The organism is Methylomonas koyamae (assembly GCF_019669905.1).
Taxonomy (GTDB): domain Bacteria; phylum Pseudomonadota; class Gammaproteobacteria; order Methylococcales; family Methylomonadaceae; genus Methylomonas; species Methylomonas koyamae.
In genome coordinates this window covers 2,177,286-2,193,526 of record NZ_AP019777.1, presented here as the reverse complement: position 1 = coordinate 2,193,526, position 16,241 = coordinate 2,177,286, and the positions used below count along the sequence as shown (strand labels likewise).

The window sequence follows — 16,241 nt, the reverse complement described above, 5'->3', positions numbered from 1 at the left end:
TGCCGATTGCAGCATCGATTAGTTCAACGCGACTACAAACCCACAAACTCCATCAAAGCCGCCAATTCCTTAACTTCCAGCTCATAAAACGAATGCGCCCTAACCCGCTCCGGCAAGGTCACATCGCCGTAGCGAACCCGGATCAAACGGCTGACTTTTACGCCTTGCGATTCCCATAAACGCCGCACTAATCGGTTACGGCCTTGCTTCACCGTGGCGTAGAACCATTTGTTGGCGCCCTCGCCGGCGTAGAAACTGACGTCTTCGAAATGCGCCGGGCCGTCGTCCAGCTCGACGCCTTGTTTCAGGCGTTCCAGCATCGCGTCGTCGACTTCGCCCAGGATGCGTACTGCGTATTCGCGCTCCACTTCCCGCGACGGGTGCATCAAGCGGTTGGCCAGTTCGCCGTTGTTGGTGACCAGAATCAAGCCTGACGTGTTGATGTCCAGCCGACCGACCGCGATCCAGCGCCCGACCTGCAGCCGCGGCAACTGGGTAAAAATCACCGGCCGCCCCTCCGGGTCGCGCCGCGTCACCAACTCGCCGACCGGCTTGTGGTAAACCAGTACCCGGGTCGGCTGTTCGGCGTATTTTTCCCATTTGACGATACGGCCGTTGATTTGCAGATGGTCGCCCGGCTTCAGGTGGTAACCCAACTGTACCGGGTTGCCATTGACCAGCAACTTACCTTCGCCGATCCAGCGTTCGATTTCCCGGCGCGAGCCCAGGCCGGCACGGGCCAGCAATTTTTGGATGCGCTCGCCGCCCGCAGCAGCGGCGCTAATGGAGGGTGACGTTTTCGCCGCCGGCGCCGGTCTCGGTTTGCGAAATGGCGCCGACTTCGGTTTGCGGTTCGGGTTCGGCTCCATCGGTTTCCGGTTGTCCGGACGGGTTGACGGTTGTTTCGGTTTGGACGGTTTGCGGTCTTTCACTGTGGTCCTGCTCGGTCTGCGGTTGCGGCGGATTACCGAAATCGAAATCGGCGATTTCTTGCAAAGTCGGTAAGTCGTTCAACGAAGTTAAATTGAAATAATCCAGAAATTGTTTGGTGGTGCCGAACAAAGCCGGCCGGCCCGGCACTTCCTTATGGGCGATGACCCGAATCCACTCCCGTTCCAACAGGGTTTGGATAATGGAACTGCTGACGCTTACGCCGCGAATGTCCTCGATTTCGCCGCGGGTGACTGGCTGACGATATGCGATGATGGCCAGGGTTTCCAGCAGCGCCCGCGAATAACGGGCCGGTTTTTCCTCGAACAAACGCGTCACGTAAGGCGACAGGCCTTCCCGCACCTGAAACCGGTAACCGCTGGCCAATTGCCTGAGGCCGATCGGCCGGTCGGCGTAATCGCGGGCGATGTCTTCCAGGGCCATCTGAATCGCCAAGGTATCCGGCTGTTCCAGCTCCGGAAAGGTTTCCTGGATCTGGCGTATGGTCATCGGCCGATTCGCGGCGAACAAAATGGCTTCGACGATGCGTTTGGTGTTCATGTCGCAGTCTTTGACCCGTTCCGGCGCCGGCAAATGGCGTTCGACAATGATGGCCTGATGTTCGCTGGCGCGGATGACTGCTGCCCAAGGCGCCGGCAGCCGGGTTGCCGCCCGGCGCCGCGAGACGGCATCGGGCGGCGGCGCAGCCGGTTTATCCCAGCCACCGCGCCAGGCCGGCAGCAATCGGACCGTAACGCGACGGCGTACGGGAACCGGTAAGACCGGCTGCGGCGTTTGCACCGGTTCCGATATGGCCGGGCCACTCCTGAGTTGCTTATGCCAAGCGCCCGGAAACCGCACGGCTCGGCGCTTGACCGGCACGAAGATCTTGATAGGCTCCGGCTTGATCCGAGGTTTGCGCGGGGTTCTGGGCTTGGCGGATTGATGGGCATGATCGGCAACGCTGACGGACGGCGACGGCTCAATCGCCAGTGCTGCTATTGACTCTGAAGCGGACGTGGATGCCGGCGTAGGGCTCGGGCTGGAAGATGTCGATGACTCGCTCCTTGGAGAGCTCAAGGATGGCAAGAAACGCGACAACCACCCCGTTTTTTCCTTCACCTCGGGTAAAACACGCTGGGAAAGGGAGGATATCTGCTCGGTTAAGTTTTTCCAAAATGGCTGCCATTCGTTCACGGACTGATAGGGGCTCTTTGGTTATGTGGTGGTGGCTGAGCCGTTCCGCGCGTTTCAACACGTCCTGAAAGGCCAGCAATAGTTCCTTGAGTTCCACGTCCGGCAAGATTTGCCGAACGTTGACGGTCGAGGTGTCGACGCCGAATTCGAAGGTATCGCGTTCGTTTCTGGGTAACAGATCGATCTCTTCGGCGACTTTCTTGATCGCCTCGTATTCCTGCAATTTGCGGATCAAAAACGCCCTGGGGTCTTCCTCTTCTTCCTCGCTTTCCGGCTGGCGCGGCAACAGCATCCGCGATTTGATTTCGGCCAGCAAGGCCGCCATGACCAAATATTCGGCGGCCAGCTCCAGGCGCAAATTTTCCATCATCTCGATGTAGGCGATGTACTGCCGAGTGATCTGCGCAATCGGAATATCGAGAATATCCAGATTCTGGCGGCGGATCAAATACAGCAGCAAATCCAGCGGCCCTTCGAATGTATCGAGAAAAACTTCCAGCGCATCGGGCGGAATATACAGGTCTTCCGGCAGCTCCTGGAAGGGCTGGCCTTGCACCAACGCCAACGGCGGCGGCGTGGACTCGACGGCTAAAGCAGTTTCGTTCAACCTACATTCCCGCCAAACTGAAAAACAATTGCTGGGCGTAATATAACGGGTAGGCCAAGATGTATTTCAACACATCGGTCGCCAGCAAAATCAGCAGTATCACAAAACCGAACCGTTCCAGACGGTTATATTGCCAAGCCCAATAATGCGGCAACATTCCGGACAATATCCGGCTGCCGTCCAGCGGCGGAATCGGCAACATATTGATCAAAGCCAACACCAGATTGATACTGATGCCGGCCACGCCGCTATAGATGAACGGCATCGATATAAATTCTATTTCCAGCATCACGCCCAATCGGGCGATCAAGGCCCAAGCCGCGGCCATCAACAGATTGGACACCGGTCCGGCCAAGGCTACCCAGGCCATGCCTTGCAGCGGTTTTTTGAAATTGCGCGGATCGACCGGCACCGGCTTGGCCCAGCCGAATACGAAACCGGTGAAAGTCAACAGCAACAAACCGGGAATGATCAGGGTTCCCAGGATATCGATATGCTTGAGCGGATTCACCGTCAATCGGCCTTGCGCTGCCGCGGTATTGTCGCCCAACAGTTTGGCAACCCAACCGTGAGCGACCTCATGAACGGTAATCGCAAAAATCACCGGTAAAATCCAAACCACGATGCGCTGCACCAGGGTTAATTCGTCCATCATTGTGCCGCCTCTTTCGAGAATATAGTAATTTTGGAACGCAACCAAACGGTTACCCAAGGCGTAGCCCGCATAGCCGGAGCCTCGATCCAATGGAAGGTGGCAAAACTGAGCAGCACAACGATCGGAGTAATCCCGACTATCCACAGCCAGTGGACGGATGCCGAAAATTCGGTCGCCGCCGAACTGCCGACAACGAAGTTGAACAACACGTATAACACCATACCGTGCAATAGATAAATGCTGTAAGCCATTTCGCCCAAAACCCGCGAAACCGGGTGTATCAGGATGCCGAACAGCGTGTTACCGGCAGCAATCAAGACAAAGGCGCTCGACAGCAAGAAAACCGCCCCGGCTTCCCATGCCGAATCGTAAAAAACCACCGCCCCGGCAATAAAAGCCACGACCAGCGGCGACAACGCCGTTTTAGCCGCATATCGGCAAAAAACATTGAGTCTCACCAAAAAAGACCCGGCTATGCCGCCGAAAAAAGGCAGTAGCAGCTCAGGCTTGATCCGCCCTATGTACACAAAAACGCCAAGACAAAATAGGCTGATCAGCAAATAGGGCAGCGGCGGGACGCGTAACACCGCCAACGAAAGTATCGGCAAAGACAAATAAAACAACCACTCGTAAGGCAAGGACCAAAATACGCCGGCGACGATAATATAAGTTTGCTTTACGCCATTCAGATCCGGCGCACTCTTGATCGTAAACCCGACCCAACGCACGATGTTTTTCAACAAAATTGGCATCGGATCGTTAAGCACGCCGCCAGATACGAAATACACGATCAACAGCAAAAGGCCGATTGCGAAAAGATACATCGGCAATAATCTCAGCACCCTGGATACCAACAATTTCAACCAGTCGACCGGCCTATGCCTGCCCTCGAGTAGCTTCGAAAAAAACAAAAAACCGGTAATCATAAAGAAAAAACCGACACTGCCCTGGCCGAAGTAAACGTATAAATTGGACGGCGGCGATGTCCAATGCCCGGTTTTCAGGTAGAAATACCAAACCGCCGAGTGGTGGATAAAAACCAAGAACGCCAGAAATCCACGCAGGCCATCGATGCTGGCATAGCGGCCTTGGCTTGCCGAAACGCCGAACCGCTTGTGCAGTAACGCAGCAGTCAGTAGAGCCGTCAACAAACTGGCGACGGCCGGTACCGGCCCTACCGGATCATCGAAACCGACCAGCCCCATCATACCGCTTCGAGCATCGGCGCGATCCCGATACCTTGCCGAACGATTTCGATGGTTTTATCGCCGCAGGCGATCACCGTGGTTGGTTGGTGTTCGATCACCCCGCCATCGATGACCAGCGCCAGTTCTTTCTCCAGGCGCTGCCTGATGTCGTAAGGATCGGCCAGCGCATCGGTTTCGCCGGGCATGATCAGGGTCGTGGTCAGCAATGGCTCGCCCAACTGCTCGACCAAGGTTCTGGCAATCGCATGGTCGGGAATGCGCACGCCGATGGTCTTTTTTTTCGGATGCTGCAGCCGGCGCGGAACTTCCCGCGTCGCATCCAACAAAAACGTGAACGGCCCCGGCGTCAATTTTTTGATCAGCCGGTGCGCGTCGTTACCCATTTTGGTGAAAGTCGACACCTGGGATAAATCGGTGCAAATCAACGTGAAATTATGGTTATCGTCCAGCCGCCGAATAGCGCGGATGGTATCCATCGCCGCCTTGTCGCCGATCTGGCAACCCAGTGCGTAGGAGGTATCGGTCGGATAGGCGATCACGCCGCCTTCGCGCAAAATACTCAGCGTTTGTTGAATCAAGCGCGGTTGCGGATTCTTCGGGTGGATTTCGAAATATTGCGCCATGGGCAGAAAAAGTCGGCTTAAAGAGCGCCATTGTACCGCACAAGCGGCGGAAAACCTTGCCGGACATTTGCTGCGCCGGCCAGCGAGAACAACCTAACTGGCTGAATCCGTTAATTTATTACCTTTCCGACTGCTTTTTCGCCACCTTATCGCGCAGGTAAACCGGCATGGCCTGCTCGACCGGCACTGCGCCGCCGTTGGCACACAGATAAGCGCCGAGTTGGGCGATGCAAGCGGCCCGCGGCCAAATTTCTTCGGCCTCGACGGCCAGCAAACGTTGGCCCAATCGCTGCACCAGAGGCTCGGCATATGCCCGCCAGCCGGAGCCGACGCCATAGCCGCTTTCATCGCCGGCCTGAATATCCGAGGCGGGCGTGACCGCTTCGGCGCCGAGCAATTCGGCCAAACCCAATTCGCCACGCCGGTACACACCCCAAAAAATTTCGCCCATCCGCGCATCCATCGCGGTAAAGGCAATTTCGGGTTCGCTCCGCTTATTGAAGAAATCTTGAGCGATCGCGGCCAGCGTCGAAACCGGCGCTACCGGCAAATCGGCGCCGAAGGCGATACCCTGCACCACGCCGCCGGCGATGCGGACGCCGGTAAACGAGCCGGGGCCGCGGCTAACCGCAACGGCATCCAACTGCTGCGGCCGCAATTGCGCATCGGCCATCAGACGGTCGATCATCGGCAGGATTAATTTAGTGTGTTCGCGCGGGGCGACGGCAAATTGCTCCCTAATTTCGCCGTTAATAAACAAGGCCGCCGAACAGGCGTCGGTCGAGGTTTCTACCGCTAGTAACTTCAAAGCCTTTCCTTCATGATGCAAAAAATTGGCGGACGTCGGCGATATCGCGGCTACGTTTCATGGCCGGCACGCTATCCAGAAACATTTGGCCGTAGGAGCGTTTCAACAAGCGCGGATCGCAAACCATCAATACGCCGCGGTCGTTGACGTCGCGGATCAGCCGGCCCACGCCCTGGCGCAGCATAATGATGGCGCTGGGCAGTTGGTGTTCGAAAAACGGGTTGCGGCCCTGTTTTTCCATCGCGTTCATTCGCGCTTTCAATACCGGATCGCCCGGCGATGCAAACGGCAGCTTGTCAATAATCACGCAAGACAACGCATCGCCGCGCACATCGACGCCTTCCCAAAAGCTGGCGGTGGCCAACAGCACCGCATTGCCGAGCTCCTTGAACTGGTCCAGCAACACGCCTTTGGACTTGGTACCTTGCACCAACAGCGGGTGGTCGAGCTTGCCTTCCAGTAACTGCGCGGCACGCTGCAAGGCGCGGTGGCTGGTGAACAGGAAAAACGCCCTGCCCCGGCTGGCTTCCAGCACCGGCAAAGCGAACTCGACAATTTTGTCGGTAAATTCCGGATCGCTGGGCTGCGGCAAACCTTTCGGGTGATAAAACAACGCTTGATTCGGGTAATCGAACGGACTGTCCCAGCTTTGGCTCAGCGCACCGCTCAGGCCCAGACTTTTGGAAAAATGCACGAAGTTATTGGCCACGCTCAAGGTCGCCGAAGTAAAAATCCAGGTGGCTTTATGCCGGGCCATGAAGCCGCGAAATTCCTTGGCGATATCCAGCGGCGTCCGGCTTAACGTAAACGACTTGCTGTAGGTCTCGTACCATTTGATCCACTGACCGTCCTTATCGTTGATCAGCGTTTCCAGTTGCGCGTCCAGCGCTTCGGCTCGGTCGAAGCAGGATTCCAGGCCTTTGCTGCGCACCGAGGCGCGTTCCAGTTGATCGGTCAGTCGCGCCAATTGTTTTTGCAAGGATTCCAACGCGCCGGCGATCTTGGGGTTGGTTTCAATGTCCTGCCAGTCGCCACGGCGCAATTCCAGGCCAAACGCCAAGCGCAAATCCTTGACTTCGTGTTGCAGGTCCTCGCAGGCGGTGCGCAAGTCCGGCATATCCTTGGCGTCGGTGAAATACTCGGCCAGGCTGTCGTCGGCCAAATCGACCAGTTGTTTGCCGCTAATCGTCACGCCCAAAAAATTGGACGCAGTGTCGGCCAGTTGATGGGCTTCGTCGATGACGACGACTTCGGCATCCGGCAGCAGCTCGCCGAAGCCGGTTTCGCGGATCGACCAATCGGCACACAACAGGTGATGATTAACGACCACGATATCGGCCTCCTGCGCCTGTTTGCGAGCCTTGGTCAGGAAGCAATCGGCGTAGTCCGGGCAGTTTTGCCCAAGACAGTTGTCGGTGGTCGACGTGGCGTGAAACCAGACCGGATCGCCGTCGTGCACGTCGGCCGCTTCGGAAACGTCGCCGGTTTTGGTGCGCTTGGACCAGGTTTTGATTTGCGCCAACGCCGTCGCCTCTTCGCGGCTGTAACCGAAGGCGGCATTCAGCGCCTGTTCCAAACGGTAGGTGCACAAATAATTGGCGCGGCCTTTCAACAAGCTGGCTTTGAAGGGCCGCTTGGCCAAGGCTTTGCGAATCAGCGGCAGGTCTTTGTTGAACAATTGGTCTTGCAGATTTTTGGTGCCGGTCGAAACGATCACGCGTTTGCCGGACAGGATGGCGGGAATCAGGTAGGCAAAGGTCTTGCCGGTCCCGGTGCCGGCCTCGGCGATCAAGTTTTGTTGCGATTCGATGGCGTAGGCGATCTTTTCCGCCATCTCGATCTGGGCCGCACGCGGCGAGTAACCGGCGATGACGCCGGCCAAAGCGCCATCGCTACCAAACACTTCGGCCAGTTCACTCACGCTGAAACGGACTCCGCTAAACTCCGGGACGGTTAGTGCCCGAAAAAGCTTTCGGCCTTGGCCTTGGCTTCCTTGGCGCCCTGCGGGTTCTGTTGCATATTGCGCGCTTCGGCGATCAGTATCCAGCTTTTGCGCTTCAGGTCCAAATTGCCGCCGGCCAACAACGCCGCCTTGCCGGCCAGTTCTTCGGCCAGTTGCGGCTTATTTTGCTTCAGGCGCAGTTGCGCCAGTTTATAAGTCAAAGTCGGATTACGGGCATCGATGCGCAGCGCCCGTTCCATCACGACGACGGCGGCATCCAGATCGCCGCTGCTGCGGCTGCGGTCGGCCTCGGTCACCAGCGCCAACACGGCAGGCGGCGTTCCGCTCGGGATCGCGGCATCCTCCACCAGATATTTCGGCGCCGGTACGCTGGTCAACGGCGTCGTCGGATTGACCGGTACTGCAGGTGCGGCAACCGCTCCCGGCTGTGGCGGCGGCACGTCGGCCGGCGGCATCAACGGCTCGGCCCGGAAAGCCGGTAAATTGGGCTCGACTTTGATACTGCTGGGGCCGCTGTCAATCGCATAGGTTGCGGTCGGGCTGGCGCTGGCCACCGGCTTTTTCGGAGCTGCGGCCGTTGCCGGGGCTTTTGCCGCCGGTTTTTTCGCAGTTTTTTTCGCGGGTGCGCTACCGGCCACCGGCGGTTCGGACACGCTGCTACAGCCGATTCCGAGAATCAACAACGGAACCAAGGCCAGCAAAGATTTATTTTTCATTAGAAATGCCAATTCAAACAGATGAAGGTTAAAACAGTTCGATTTCGTCGGGGCTGCCCTGCCGGTTTGCCTGTGCAAACAACTGCAACGCCTCTTCGATACTCTTACCCTGGTGGATGGCGTCGAACATGACTTTTTCCGACTCCATCGTGTAACGGCTACGAATGCTTTCCTGGAATTTGTGCCACTCCATCGGGTTGTAGAGCCGATGCGGGGTATCGATAATCTCGGACAAGCCCTTCAGGTTATTCGACACATGCTGTAGGCATTGCTGCATCCGGTCGTAAAACTGAAACGCCACGATCGCCTGGTTGATCTTGTCCTGCATCGATTCGCAATAGCCCAGCGCCGCCGAATTTGCCTCGTCCGGAGCTACTCGGGCCAAGAACTCCTGAATTTTCTGCATGTCGTCGACCATCAGCGTAAACGTGCTGGCCAACTCGTTGACCGATTCGTCGCCGTCTTTGATGCTGCCTTCGACTTGGGCCACCGACACGGTCAACAACTTGATCGTCTCCCTGATTTGGCTCCAATCCAAATCGGGATGGTTTGATGCTGAATAGTTCATAAAGCAATCCTGGAAATAAGTGTATCGATTCGGGATCGACAGCCAATCGCGGATATTGTAACCGACTCTGCGGCTCGGCATGGCGTCGGCTTCATTATAGAAAATTCGCCGGCGTCGGCGTGCTCGCGGCGGCAGGCATTTGCAACTCTGCGGGCAAATTGCCTTATCGCACCGAAATCGGGCCCGGTTGACTATCACGCGCAGTATGGAGTAGAAAGACAGGCAGTAAAGCGTGTCCGCGCCGCCCGATACCAAACCGACCTCGACAAGGAAACCATGAATATACAATCCGCCGGCAAAAAATTGTTCGTCCTGGACACCAACGTGTTAATGCACGATCCGACGTCGATTTTCCGGTTTCAGGAGCACAACGTATTTATCCCGATGGTGGTGTTAGAAGAACTGGACCACGCCAAGAAAGGCCTGTCCGACGTCTCGCGCAACGTTCGCCAAGTCAGCCGGTTTTTGGACGAATTGATCCGCGACGCCGACCAGCAATCGATCAAGGACGGCCTGCCGCTGTCGCGCATCGAACACGGGTTGGCCGGCGAGCGCGAATTCGACGGCCGCCTGTTTTTCCAAACCCGGCAGTTGTCGCATCTGTTACCGGCCGACCTGCCGGGCCAAATCGCCGACAATTCCATCCTCAGCATCATGCTGGCTCTGAGCAAGGAATATCCGGACGTCAACGTGATTTTGGTGTCGAAAGACATCAATATGCGCATCAAAGCCGCCGCGCTGCAAATCAACGCCGAGGATTACCACAACGACCAGACCATCGAAGACATCGACCTGCTTTACAGCGGCAGCCTGGCGCTGGATGCCGATTTCTGGGACGAAAACGGCGGCAAGATGGAGTCCTGGCAGGATAACAACAACACTTACTACCGGATCAGCGGACCGGCGGTCAGCGAATGGTATCCGAACCAATACCTGTACATGGAGGGCGAGGATAACTTCGAGGCCATCGTCAAAAGCTGCGAAGGCGAGACCGCGGTACTGCAATTGGCGAGAGACTTCCGCAGCAAACACAACAACATCTGGGGCATTTTCGCCAAAAACCGGGAACAGAATTTTGCATTGAATGCGTTGATGGACCCGGACGTGGATTTCGTGACCCTGATCGGCTCGGCCGGTACCGGCAAAACCCTGCTGGCGTTGGCGGCCGGCCTGTCGCTGACCTTGGAGCGGAAGCTGTACCAGGAAATCATCATGACCCGCGAAACCATGCCGGTCGGCCAGGACATCGGCTTTTTACCGGGCAGCGAAGAAGAAAAAATGGCACCCTGGATGGGCGCGCTGATGGACAACCTGGAACTGCTGGGCAGCCGGGCCGGCAACACCGAATGGGAGCAAGGCGCGTCGCAAAACGTCGTGATGAACCGGGTAAAAATCCGCTCGCTGAATTTCATGCGCGGCCGTACTTTCCTGAACCGCTATCTGATTATCGACGAAGCGCAAAACCTGACGCCCAAGCAATTGAAAACTCTGATCACCCGGGCCGGGCCGGGTACCAAAATCATCTGCATCGGCAATCTGGCGCAGATCGATACGCCTTACCTGACCGCGACCAGTTCCGGCCTGACCTACGTGGTGGACCGCTTCAAAAACTGGCCGAACAGCGCACACATTACTCTGCGCCGCGGCGAACGTTCGCGCTTGGCCGATTTCGCCTCGGACAATTTGTAAGCTATCCGGCCAAGGTTCCGTTCGCTTCCCAGCGCGGCCACGCGGTTAACACGGCTTTAACCAGCGTGGCCAACGGAATTGCGAAAAACACGCCCCAGAATCCCCACAGGCCGCCGAAGAACAAGATAGCGACGATGATCGCCACCGGATGCAAATTCACCGCCTCGGAAAACAGTAACGGCACCAATATCACGCCGTCCAGCGCCTGAATCACCGAGTAGGCGATGAACACGTACATGAACTGGTCGCCGCCGCCGACGCCCCATTGCACGTAGGCCACGCCAAGTACCGGAAAAGTGACCAAGGTTGCGCCGACGTAAGGGATCACGACCGACAGGCCCATCAACACCGCCAGCAACATGGCGTAATTCAAACCCAGCCACCAAAACACCAGATAGCTGATCGCCCACAAGATGAACACTTCGACAAACTTGCCGCGCACGTAGTTGGAGATTTGTTTGTCGACTTCCTGCCAGACCCGCAGGCTCAAGCTGGTGTCCGAAGGCAGGAACTGCAGCATCCAGCCCAATAGCAGCCGTTTGTCTTTCAAAAAGAAAAACACCATCAACGGCACCAGAAACAGATAAATCACAACGGCCACCAAACCGACGAAGGACTGGGCGGAGCCGGAAATCAGATCCTGGCCGTATTTGAGCAAATCCTGCTGGATCGTGAACATGATTTCCCGAATCCGGGTTTCCGAAATCAACTCGGGATGGCGTTCCGGAAAACGCATGATTTCCGCCTGGGTTCTGGACACGATTTCCGGTATATGTTGCACCAGTTGCACGGTTTGTTCCGATACCATGGGCACCAACACGAACAATACGAAGCCCAGCGCCGCCATAAAGGCAAAAAACACCAGATGGACCGCGATCAGGCGGGCCACGCCGCGCATTTCCAATTTGGCGACCAAGCCTTCCAACAGATAGGCCAACACGACCGCGACGAATACCGGCATCAACAGCCCGAGCAGGCTGTATATCAATAAAAATCCGCCCAGTAATATGATTGCTAATGCGGCGACTTGCGAATCGGGAAAAAAACGCCGAAAAAAATGGCGGACGACGCTATAACTGGAATGGTTGCTGTACTGGTTCATGGCGGGCTGACAAAGGTCCGGCAAGAACCGGTACCCAACTGGCGGGCGGGCAAAAGTGACGGCTTAAAGCAAAGAAAACAGTTTATCGAAATTGGCGATTTCCAGAATCTTTTTTACTTCGGCGCGGGCATTTTTTATCCGTATCGCCGTTTTGTCGCCGCCGATTTTATCGCGCAGCACCAACAGCATGCCTAGCGCCGAACTGTCCATATAATCGGTGCCCGCCAAATCGACTTCTATTTGTTTTAAGCCGGTTTCGGCCAATTTGATGGCTTCCCGGAATTCGTTATGCACGCCGAAATCGAATTTTCCGCTGACTTTGATATGTAACACGCCCGAGTCCACTCTTGCGTCAATCCCCATGGTTCCTCCTCATTGCAATAATGTCGGTAGCGACCGGTTTTTAAAATAAATCCACATCGCCCTCGTCCATCGACGATTGCGAGACGACGCGGGATTTAACGATCTGCCACTGTTGTTTCATCTGCCGCAAGCGGTCGGCACCCTGCCCCAGTTGGGCTTGCCAATCCGCGCGGTTGCCGGTTTTGAACATGGCCATGCCGATGGCGACCTCGTCTTTCAACGCGGAGAAATGTTCCAGATTAGCCTGCATGTGTTCGATCAACTGGCGAGCCATATCTTCGAACTGCAACCCTCTGACGGCATTGCCGACGCTGATTTCGATCTGGCCGGTCATCTGGGAAATCTCGGCCACGTTTTTGGCGATGTTGGCATTGATGACGGCAATGTCGTCCATCATCTTGTCGATATTGGCTTTAGAACTGATCGCCACGTTCATGTCCTTCGACGCCATGACTTCGATCATGTTTTGCGCTTCGCGGATGTTGTCCTTGGAAGCCTTGACCACCACCTTGATTTCTTCGCTGAACTTATCGGAATTTTTCGATAGGTTACGCACCTCGCCGGCCACGACGGCAAAGCCCCGGCCGGCTTCGCCGGCCCGCGCCGCCTCAATCGCCGCATTCAAGGCCAGCAGATTGGTCTGGTCGGCGATCTTCTGCACGTCACCCAACAGTTTTTCGACATGGGCCATATGCTCGCCGACGTCGTTGATCACCGCGACCATCTCCACGCTCTGCTTGCTGATTTGCAGGATATGGTCGATGAAGAATTGCAGCACCTTGTCGGTTTCGTGGGTAAATCGGGTGAAATTGATCGCCTGGCTATCCTGCTCGACGCTGTCCTCCAGATCCGACACCAACGAACCAACCACGTCCGATTGTCCGCTGGCCAAGGCATGCAAACTATTGAAACTGTTGGACATGGTCCTGACGGCATCGGCCAGCATCGACTTCAATTGTTCCAACTCGGCCCGGAAGCGGTTGCTTTCCTGTTCGATACACTCCGCCAGATGCCCCAGATAACTATCGACCGCTCTGGTCATATCCACTTCATACCGCTCGGTTTGCCCGGTTTTCCCCAGCGTGGAAACGGTTTGCGCGCGAAAGGTGCGGAACATCCACAGCAGGCTGAGCAACGCGCTCGCTCCCCAATAAATCCGGGTATCGGCAAAGAATAACGGCAGCATCAGCACCATACCGGTCAAACCGACTAACACGCCGTTATCTTTCAAGAACTGCACCATATGAATCTATTCCGCCAACACCAAAATTTTTTCCGCGATTTTGTCCAAGGATAACACATGATGCGCGGCCCCCAGCCTGAAGGCTTCGCCGGGCATACCCCACACCACGCTGGAAGCCTCGTCCTGCACAATATTGACGGCGCCGGCATCGCGCATTTCCACCATCGCCTTCGCGCCGTCGGCGCCCATTCCGGTCAGCATTACGCCGATCGCATTACCGCCGACGTTCTGCGCTACGGAGCGGAACAAAACCTCGACCGACGGTTTATGCCGATTCACCGGCGGACCGTCGTCCAGCCGGCACATGTAGCGGGCGCCGTCGCGGGCAACCAGGAAGTGGCGGTCGCCCGGCGCGATGTAAACGTGGCCCGGCAATATCGGCTGTCCGTCTTCAGCCAAAGCCACTGCCATTTCGGTGGCATCGTTGACGTGCTTGGCGAACGAAGCGCTGAACGCTAACGGCAAATGCTGAGCGATAACGATCGCCGGCGCGGTCCGCGGCAAAGTCCGTACCAATTGCTTGACCGCTTCGGTACCGCCGGTGGACGAACCGAGTGCGACGATTTTGTGGGTGGTCTTAAAATGTTTCTTCATAACGGTGTGTGCCGAGCCTTCCGGCTGACGGGTTATTGCCTGGGCTTTAGGCGTTTCCAGAGCCTTGACCTTGGCCTGGGCGGCCATGCGGATTTTGCCGACGATTTCGTCCGCGTAAGCCTTCAAGCCTTGCGATACGTCGACTTTGGGCTTGGCCACGAAATCCACCGCTCCCAGCGCCAAAGCCTCCAACGTCACCTCGGCGCCTTTTTCGGTCAAGGTCGAAATCATCACGACCGGCATCGGCCGCAGGCGCATCAGGTTCCGTAGAAAGGTCAGCCCGTCCATGCGCGGCATTTCCACGTCCAACGTCAGCACGTCGGGATTTAAGGTCTTGATTTTATCGCGGGCAATCAACGGATCGCCGGCAGTGCCGACCACTTCGATATCGTCCGCTTGGTTACATATCTGCGTCAACATCTGCCGGATCAGAGCCGAGTCGTCGACGATCAGTAGTTTTATTTTTGCCACTCCCGCTCCTAAAACAACTCGACGCTGCCTTCGACCGGCGCGTCCTTGATGCTGTAACTGTATTGTTTCTCGCGCAAGAAAATGGTCTGGTTATGCAGATCCTTGATCTTTTTCATTCTGACGCGGCCGCTACGCGGAAAGAAATTGACTTTGCGCGGATAAATATCTCCCAAGTCGTGAGAAACCAGCTTCAACGCCTCGGTATCGACATAATCCAAGACGAATTTCACATTGCGGGCGCCGACATTGCTCAGCGAAGCGATGATCTTGCCGCCGCCGAACAACTTGACCTCCAGGTTTTTCCGTTTACCGCCGTTTTGCAGAATGGTATTGATCAGGTGCTCCATCGCATAGTTGCCGTAGCGCAATGCATTACCCACTACAGCCTCATCGCGGGCGCTCAACCGGCTATCGCTGGTTTCCGGCAACATGAAATGGTTCATGCCGCCGATTCCGGTTTCGCAATCGCGAATGCAAGCGGCGACGCAGGAACCGAGCACCGTCGTGATCATTTCATCCTGGCTAGTGACGTAATAGTCGCCCGGCATCAATTTCGCGGCGACGATTTGGTTCTCTTGGTCCCAGTAGCGGTTGACCCCCTCGAACCCGGCGATAGGCGGTTTTACTAAAGTATGAGTCAGACTCACTTGGCTGTTTTCCGGTAAATGGTGTTTCCGATGGGTTCGAAGGCCGTATCGAGCTGATGCAGCGATTCGGAATGGCCGATAAAAAGATAGCCGCCGGTTTCGAGCAGGCTGGCATAGCGTTCGGCGAGCTTGGTTTTGGTTTGCCGGTCGAAGTAAATCAGCACGTTTCGACAAAAGATGACATCGAAACGGCCGCGCATCGGCCAGTCCCGCATCAGGTTCAGTTGTCTGAACGTGACCGCCGCGCGCAATTCCGGCTTGACTCTGACCTTGTTTGCTTGCCGTCCGCGGCCTTTTTGAAACCAGCGCTTCAGCCGTTGCTCGGAAATGCCGGCGGCGCGATCGGCACTGTAAACGCCATTGGCCGCCGTTGCCAACACATTGGTGTCGAGATCGGTGGCCAATATTTTCAGGTCCCAACCGGCCGGCAGACTCTCCTTCAACGCCATCGCCAACGAGTAAGGCTCCTCCCCGGTCGAACACCCGGCCGACCAGATTTTGACCTGCCTTACCGCAGCCTTCTTTTTCAACAGCTCCGGCACCACCGTTTCAGTCAAATATTCGAAATGGTGGTTTTCCCGAAAGAACGAAGTCAGGTTGGTCGTGACGGAATTGATGAATTCGGTAAATTCATCGGCGGGATGGTCGGTTAAATATTGGCAATATTCCTTGAAGCTAGCCAGCCCCAATAACCTAAGCCGCTTCGCCAGCCGGGAATAAAACATATCGAACTTATCGTCCGGTACCAAAATCCCCGAGTGCTGATTGGAAATTTTTCGCAGAATATCGAAATCAGCCTGGGTATATTCGAATTCGCGAATATTATCTTTCATGTTGAGCGCAGACTTGCTAAACCG

17 protein-coding genes are annotated in these 16,241 nt (G+C 56.2%); 1 reads left to right on the top strand and 16 read right to left on the bottom strand.

Annotated features, from left to right (window positions below):
• Positions 1 to 32 precede the first annotated feature (32 nt).
• From rluB to MKFW12EY_RS10130, 10 genes are all read right to left on the bottom strand, one after another.
• On the bottom strand, positions 33 to 869 hold the full coding sequence (gene rluB, locus MKFW12EY_RS10175) for a 23S rRNA pseudouridine(2605) synthase RluB (protein ID WP_245006487.1): 837 nt from the start codon (positions 867 to 869) through the stop codon (positions 33 to 35).
• Positions 781 to 1,674, bottom strand: a complete 894-nt coding sequence (gene scpB / locus MKFW12EY_RS10170; protein ID WP_342394035.1) for an SMC-Scp complex subunit ScpB — start codon at positions 1,672 to 1,674, stop codon at positions 781 to 783. Before scpB ends, rluB begins: the two co-directional genes overlap by 89 nt.
• Positions 1,675 to 1,912: 238 nt before the next feature.
• Positions 1,913 to 2,734: a segregation and condensation protein A gene (locus tag MKFW12EY_RS10165; protein WP_054760747.1), complete on the bottom strand. Its 822-nt coding sequence runs from the start codon at positions 2,732 to 2,734 to the stop codon at positions 1,913 to 1,915.
• Position 2,735: 1 nt separating this feature from the next.
• A complete protein-coding gene (locus MKFW12EY_RS10160; RefSeq protein ID WP_064027839.1) occupies positions 2,736 to 3,389 on the bottom strand; it encodes a site-2 protease family protein in 654 nt (217 codons plus the stop codon).
• Complete coding sequence (locus MKFW12EY_RS10155) at positions 3,386 to 4,597, bottom strand: acyltransferase family protein (protein WP_221054479.1); 1,212 nt, start codon at positions 4,595 to 4,597, stop codon at positions 3,386 to 3,388. Before MKFW12EY_RS10155 ends, MKFW12EY_RS10160 begins: the two co-directional genes overlap by 4 nt.
• Positions 4,594 to 5,220, bottom strand: coding sequence for an L-threonylcarbamoyladenylate synthase (locus MKFW12EY_RS10150; RefSeq protein WP_064021459.1), 627 nt, complete (start codon positions 5,218 to 5,220; stop codon positions 4,594 to 4,596). The genes MKFW12EY_RS10155 and MKFW12EY_RS10150 overlap by 4 nt, the downstream gene beginning before the upstream one ends.
• Positions 5,221 to 5,338: 118 nt before the next feature.
• Positions 5,339 to 6,028, bottom strand: a complete 690-nt coding sequence (tsaB, locus tag MKFW12EY_RS10145) for a tRNA (adenosine(37)-N6)-threonylcarbamoyltransferase complex dimerization subunit type 1 TsaB (protein WP_054760750.1) — start codon at positions 6,026 to 6,028, stop codon at positions 5,339 to 5,341.
• Positions 6,029 to 6,038: 10 nt separating this feature from the next.
• Positions 6,039 to 7,949, bottom strand: a complete 1,911-nt coding sequence (yoaA, locus tag MKFW12EY_RS10140) for a DNA repair helicase YoaA (RefSeq protein ID WP_221054478.1) — start codon at positions 7,947 to 7,949, stop codon at positions 6,039 to 6,041.
• 32 nt (positions 7,950 to 7,981) lie between these two features.
• The gene (locus tag MKFW12EY_RS10135; RefSeq protein WP_221054477.1) at positions 7,982 to 8,707 is read right to left on the bottom strand and encodes a tetratricopeptide repeat protein; all 726 of its coding nucleotides are present in this window, start codon (positions 8,705 to 8,707) and stop codon (positions 7,982 to 7,984) included.
• Positions 8,708 to 8,735: 28 nt separating this feature from the next.
• The gene (locus tag MKFW12EY_RS10130) at positions 8,736 to 9,275 is read right to left on the bottom strand and encodes a hypothetical protein (RefSeq protein ID WP_054760793.1); all 540 of its coding nucleotides are present in this window, start codon (positions 9,273 to 9,275) and stop codon (positions 8,736 to 8,738) included.
• Between the two features lie 276 nt (positions 9,276 to 9,551).
• Here MKFW12EY_RS10130 and MKFW12EY_RS10125 point away from each other — a divergent pair, with 276 nt between their 5' ends.
• Positions 9,552 to 10,964, top strand: coding sequence for a PhoH family protein (locus MKFW12EY_RS10125; protein WP_054760752.1), 1,413 nt, complete (start codon positions 9,552 to 9,554; stop codon positions 10,962 to 10,964).
• 1 nt (position 10,965) lies between these two features.
• On the opposite strand, the gene MKFW12EY_RS10120 is transcribed toward MKFW12EY_RS10125, so the two are convergent.
• The 6 genes from MKFW12EY_RS10120 to MKFW12EY_RS10095 all read right to left on the bottom strand — a co-directional run bounded on the left by MKFW12EY_RS10120 (position 10,966) and on the right by MKFW12EY_RS10095 (position 16,217).
• A complete protein-coding gene (locus tag MKFW12EY_RS10120; RefSeq protein WP_064027847.1) occupies positions 10,966 to 12,066 on the bottom strand; it encodes an AI-2E family transporter in 1,101 nt (366 codons plus the stop codon).
• Positions 12,067 to 12,129: 63 nt separating this feature from the next.
• Positions 12,130 to 12,429, bottom strand: coding sequence for an STAS domain-containing protein (locus tag MKFW12EY_RS10115; protein ID WP_054760754.1), 300 nt, complete (start codon positions 12,427 to 12,429; stop codon positions 12,130 to 12,132).
• Positions 12,430 to 12,469: 40 nt separating this feature from the next.
• Complete coding sequence (locus MKFW12EY_RS10110) at positions 12,470 to 13,672, bottom strand: methyl-accepting chemotaxis protein (protein WP_221054476.1); 1,203 nt, start codon at positions 13,670 to 13,672, stop codon at positions 12,470 to 12,472.
• A 6-nt stretch (positions 13,673 to 13,678) separates the two neighbouring features.
• The gene (locus MKFW12EY_RS10105; protein ID WP_221054475.1) at positions 13,679 to 14,737 is read right to left on the bottom strand and encodes a protein-glutamate methylesterase/protein-glutamine glutaminase; all 1,059 of its coding nucleotides are present in this window, start codon (positions 14,735 to 14,737) and stop codon (positions 13,679 to 13,681) included.
• A gap of 8 nt (positions 14,738 to 14,745) precedes the next feature.
• A complete protein-coding gene (cheD, locus tag MKFW12EY_RS10100; protein ID WP_054760756.1) occupies positions 14,746 to 15,384 on the bottom strand; it encodes a chemoreceptor glutamine deamidase CheD in 639 nt (212 codons plus the stop codon).
• Positions 15,381 to 16,217 carry a CheR family methyltransferase gene (locus MKFW12EY_RS10095; RefSeq protein ID WP_054760758.1) on the bottom strand — a complete coding sequence of 279 codons (837 nt, stop codon included), beginning with the start codon at positions 16,215 to 16,217 and terminating at the stop codon, positions 15,381 to 15,383. The genes cheD and MKFW12EY_RS10095 overlap by 4 nt, the downstream gene beginning before the upstream one ends.
• Between the last annotated feature and the right edge of the window lie 24 nt (positions 16,218 to 16,241).

Coding starts and splice junctions, on each gene's coding strand:
- rluB (WP_245006487.1), bottom strand. CDS start 869: ATGGAGCCGAACCCGAACCGCAAACCGAAGTCGGCGCCATTTCGCAAA.
- MKFW12EY_RS10160 (WP_064027839.1), bottom strand. CDS start 3,389: ATGATGGACGAATTAACCCTGGTGCAGCGCATCGTGGTTTGGATTTTA.
- MKFW12EY_RS10155 (WP_221054479.1), bottom strand. CDS start 4,597: ATGATGGGGCTGGTCGGTTTCGATGATCCGGTAGGGCCGGTACCGGCC.
- MKFW12EY_RS10150 (WP_064021459.1), bottom strand. CDS start 5,220: ATGGCGCAATATTTCGAAATCCACCCGAAGAATCCGCAACCGCGCTTG.
- MKFW12EY_RS10135 (WP_221054477.1), bottom strand. CDS start 8,707: ATGAAAAATAAATCTTTGCTGGCCTTGGTTCCGTTGTTGATTCTCGGA.
- MKFW12EY_RS10130 (WP_054760793.1), bottom strand. CDS start 9,275: ATGAACTATTCAGCATCAAACCATCCCGATTTGGATTGGAGCCAAATC.
- MKFW12EY_RS10125 (WP_054760752.1), top strand. CDS start 9,552: ATGAATATACAATCCGCCGGCAAAAAATTGTTCGTCCTGGACACCAAC.
- MKFW12EY_RS10120 (WP_064027847.1), bottom strand. CDS start 12,066: ATGAACCAGTACAGCAACCATTCCAGTTATAGCGTCGTCCGCCATTTT.
- MKFW12EY_RS10115 (WP_054760754.1), bottom strand. CDS start 12,429: ATGGGGATTGACGCAAGAGTGGACTCGGGCGTGTTACATATCAAAGTC.
- MKFW12EY_RS10110 (WP_221054476.1), bottom strand. CDS start 13,672: ATGGTGCAGTTCTTGAAAGATAACGGCGTGTTAGTCGGTTTGACCGGT.
- MKFW12EY_RS10095 (WP_054760758.1), bottom strand. CDS start 16,217: ATGAAAGATAATATTCGCGAATTCGAATATACCCAGGCTGATTTCGAT.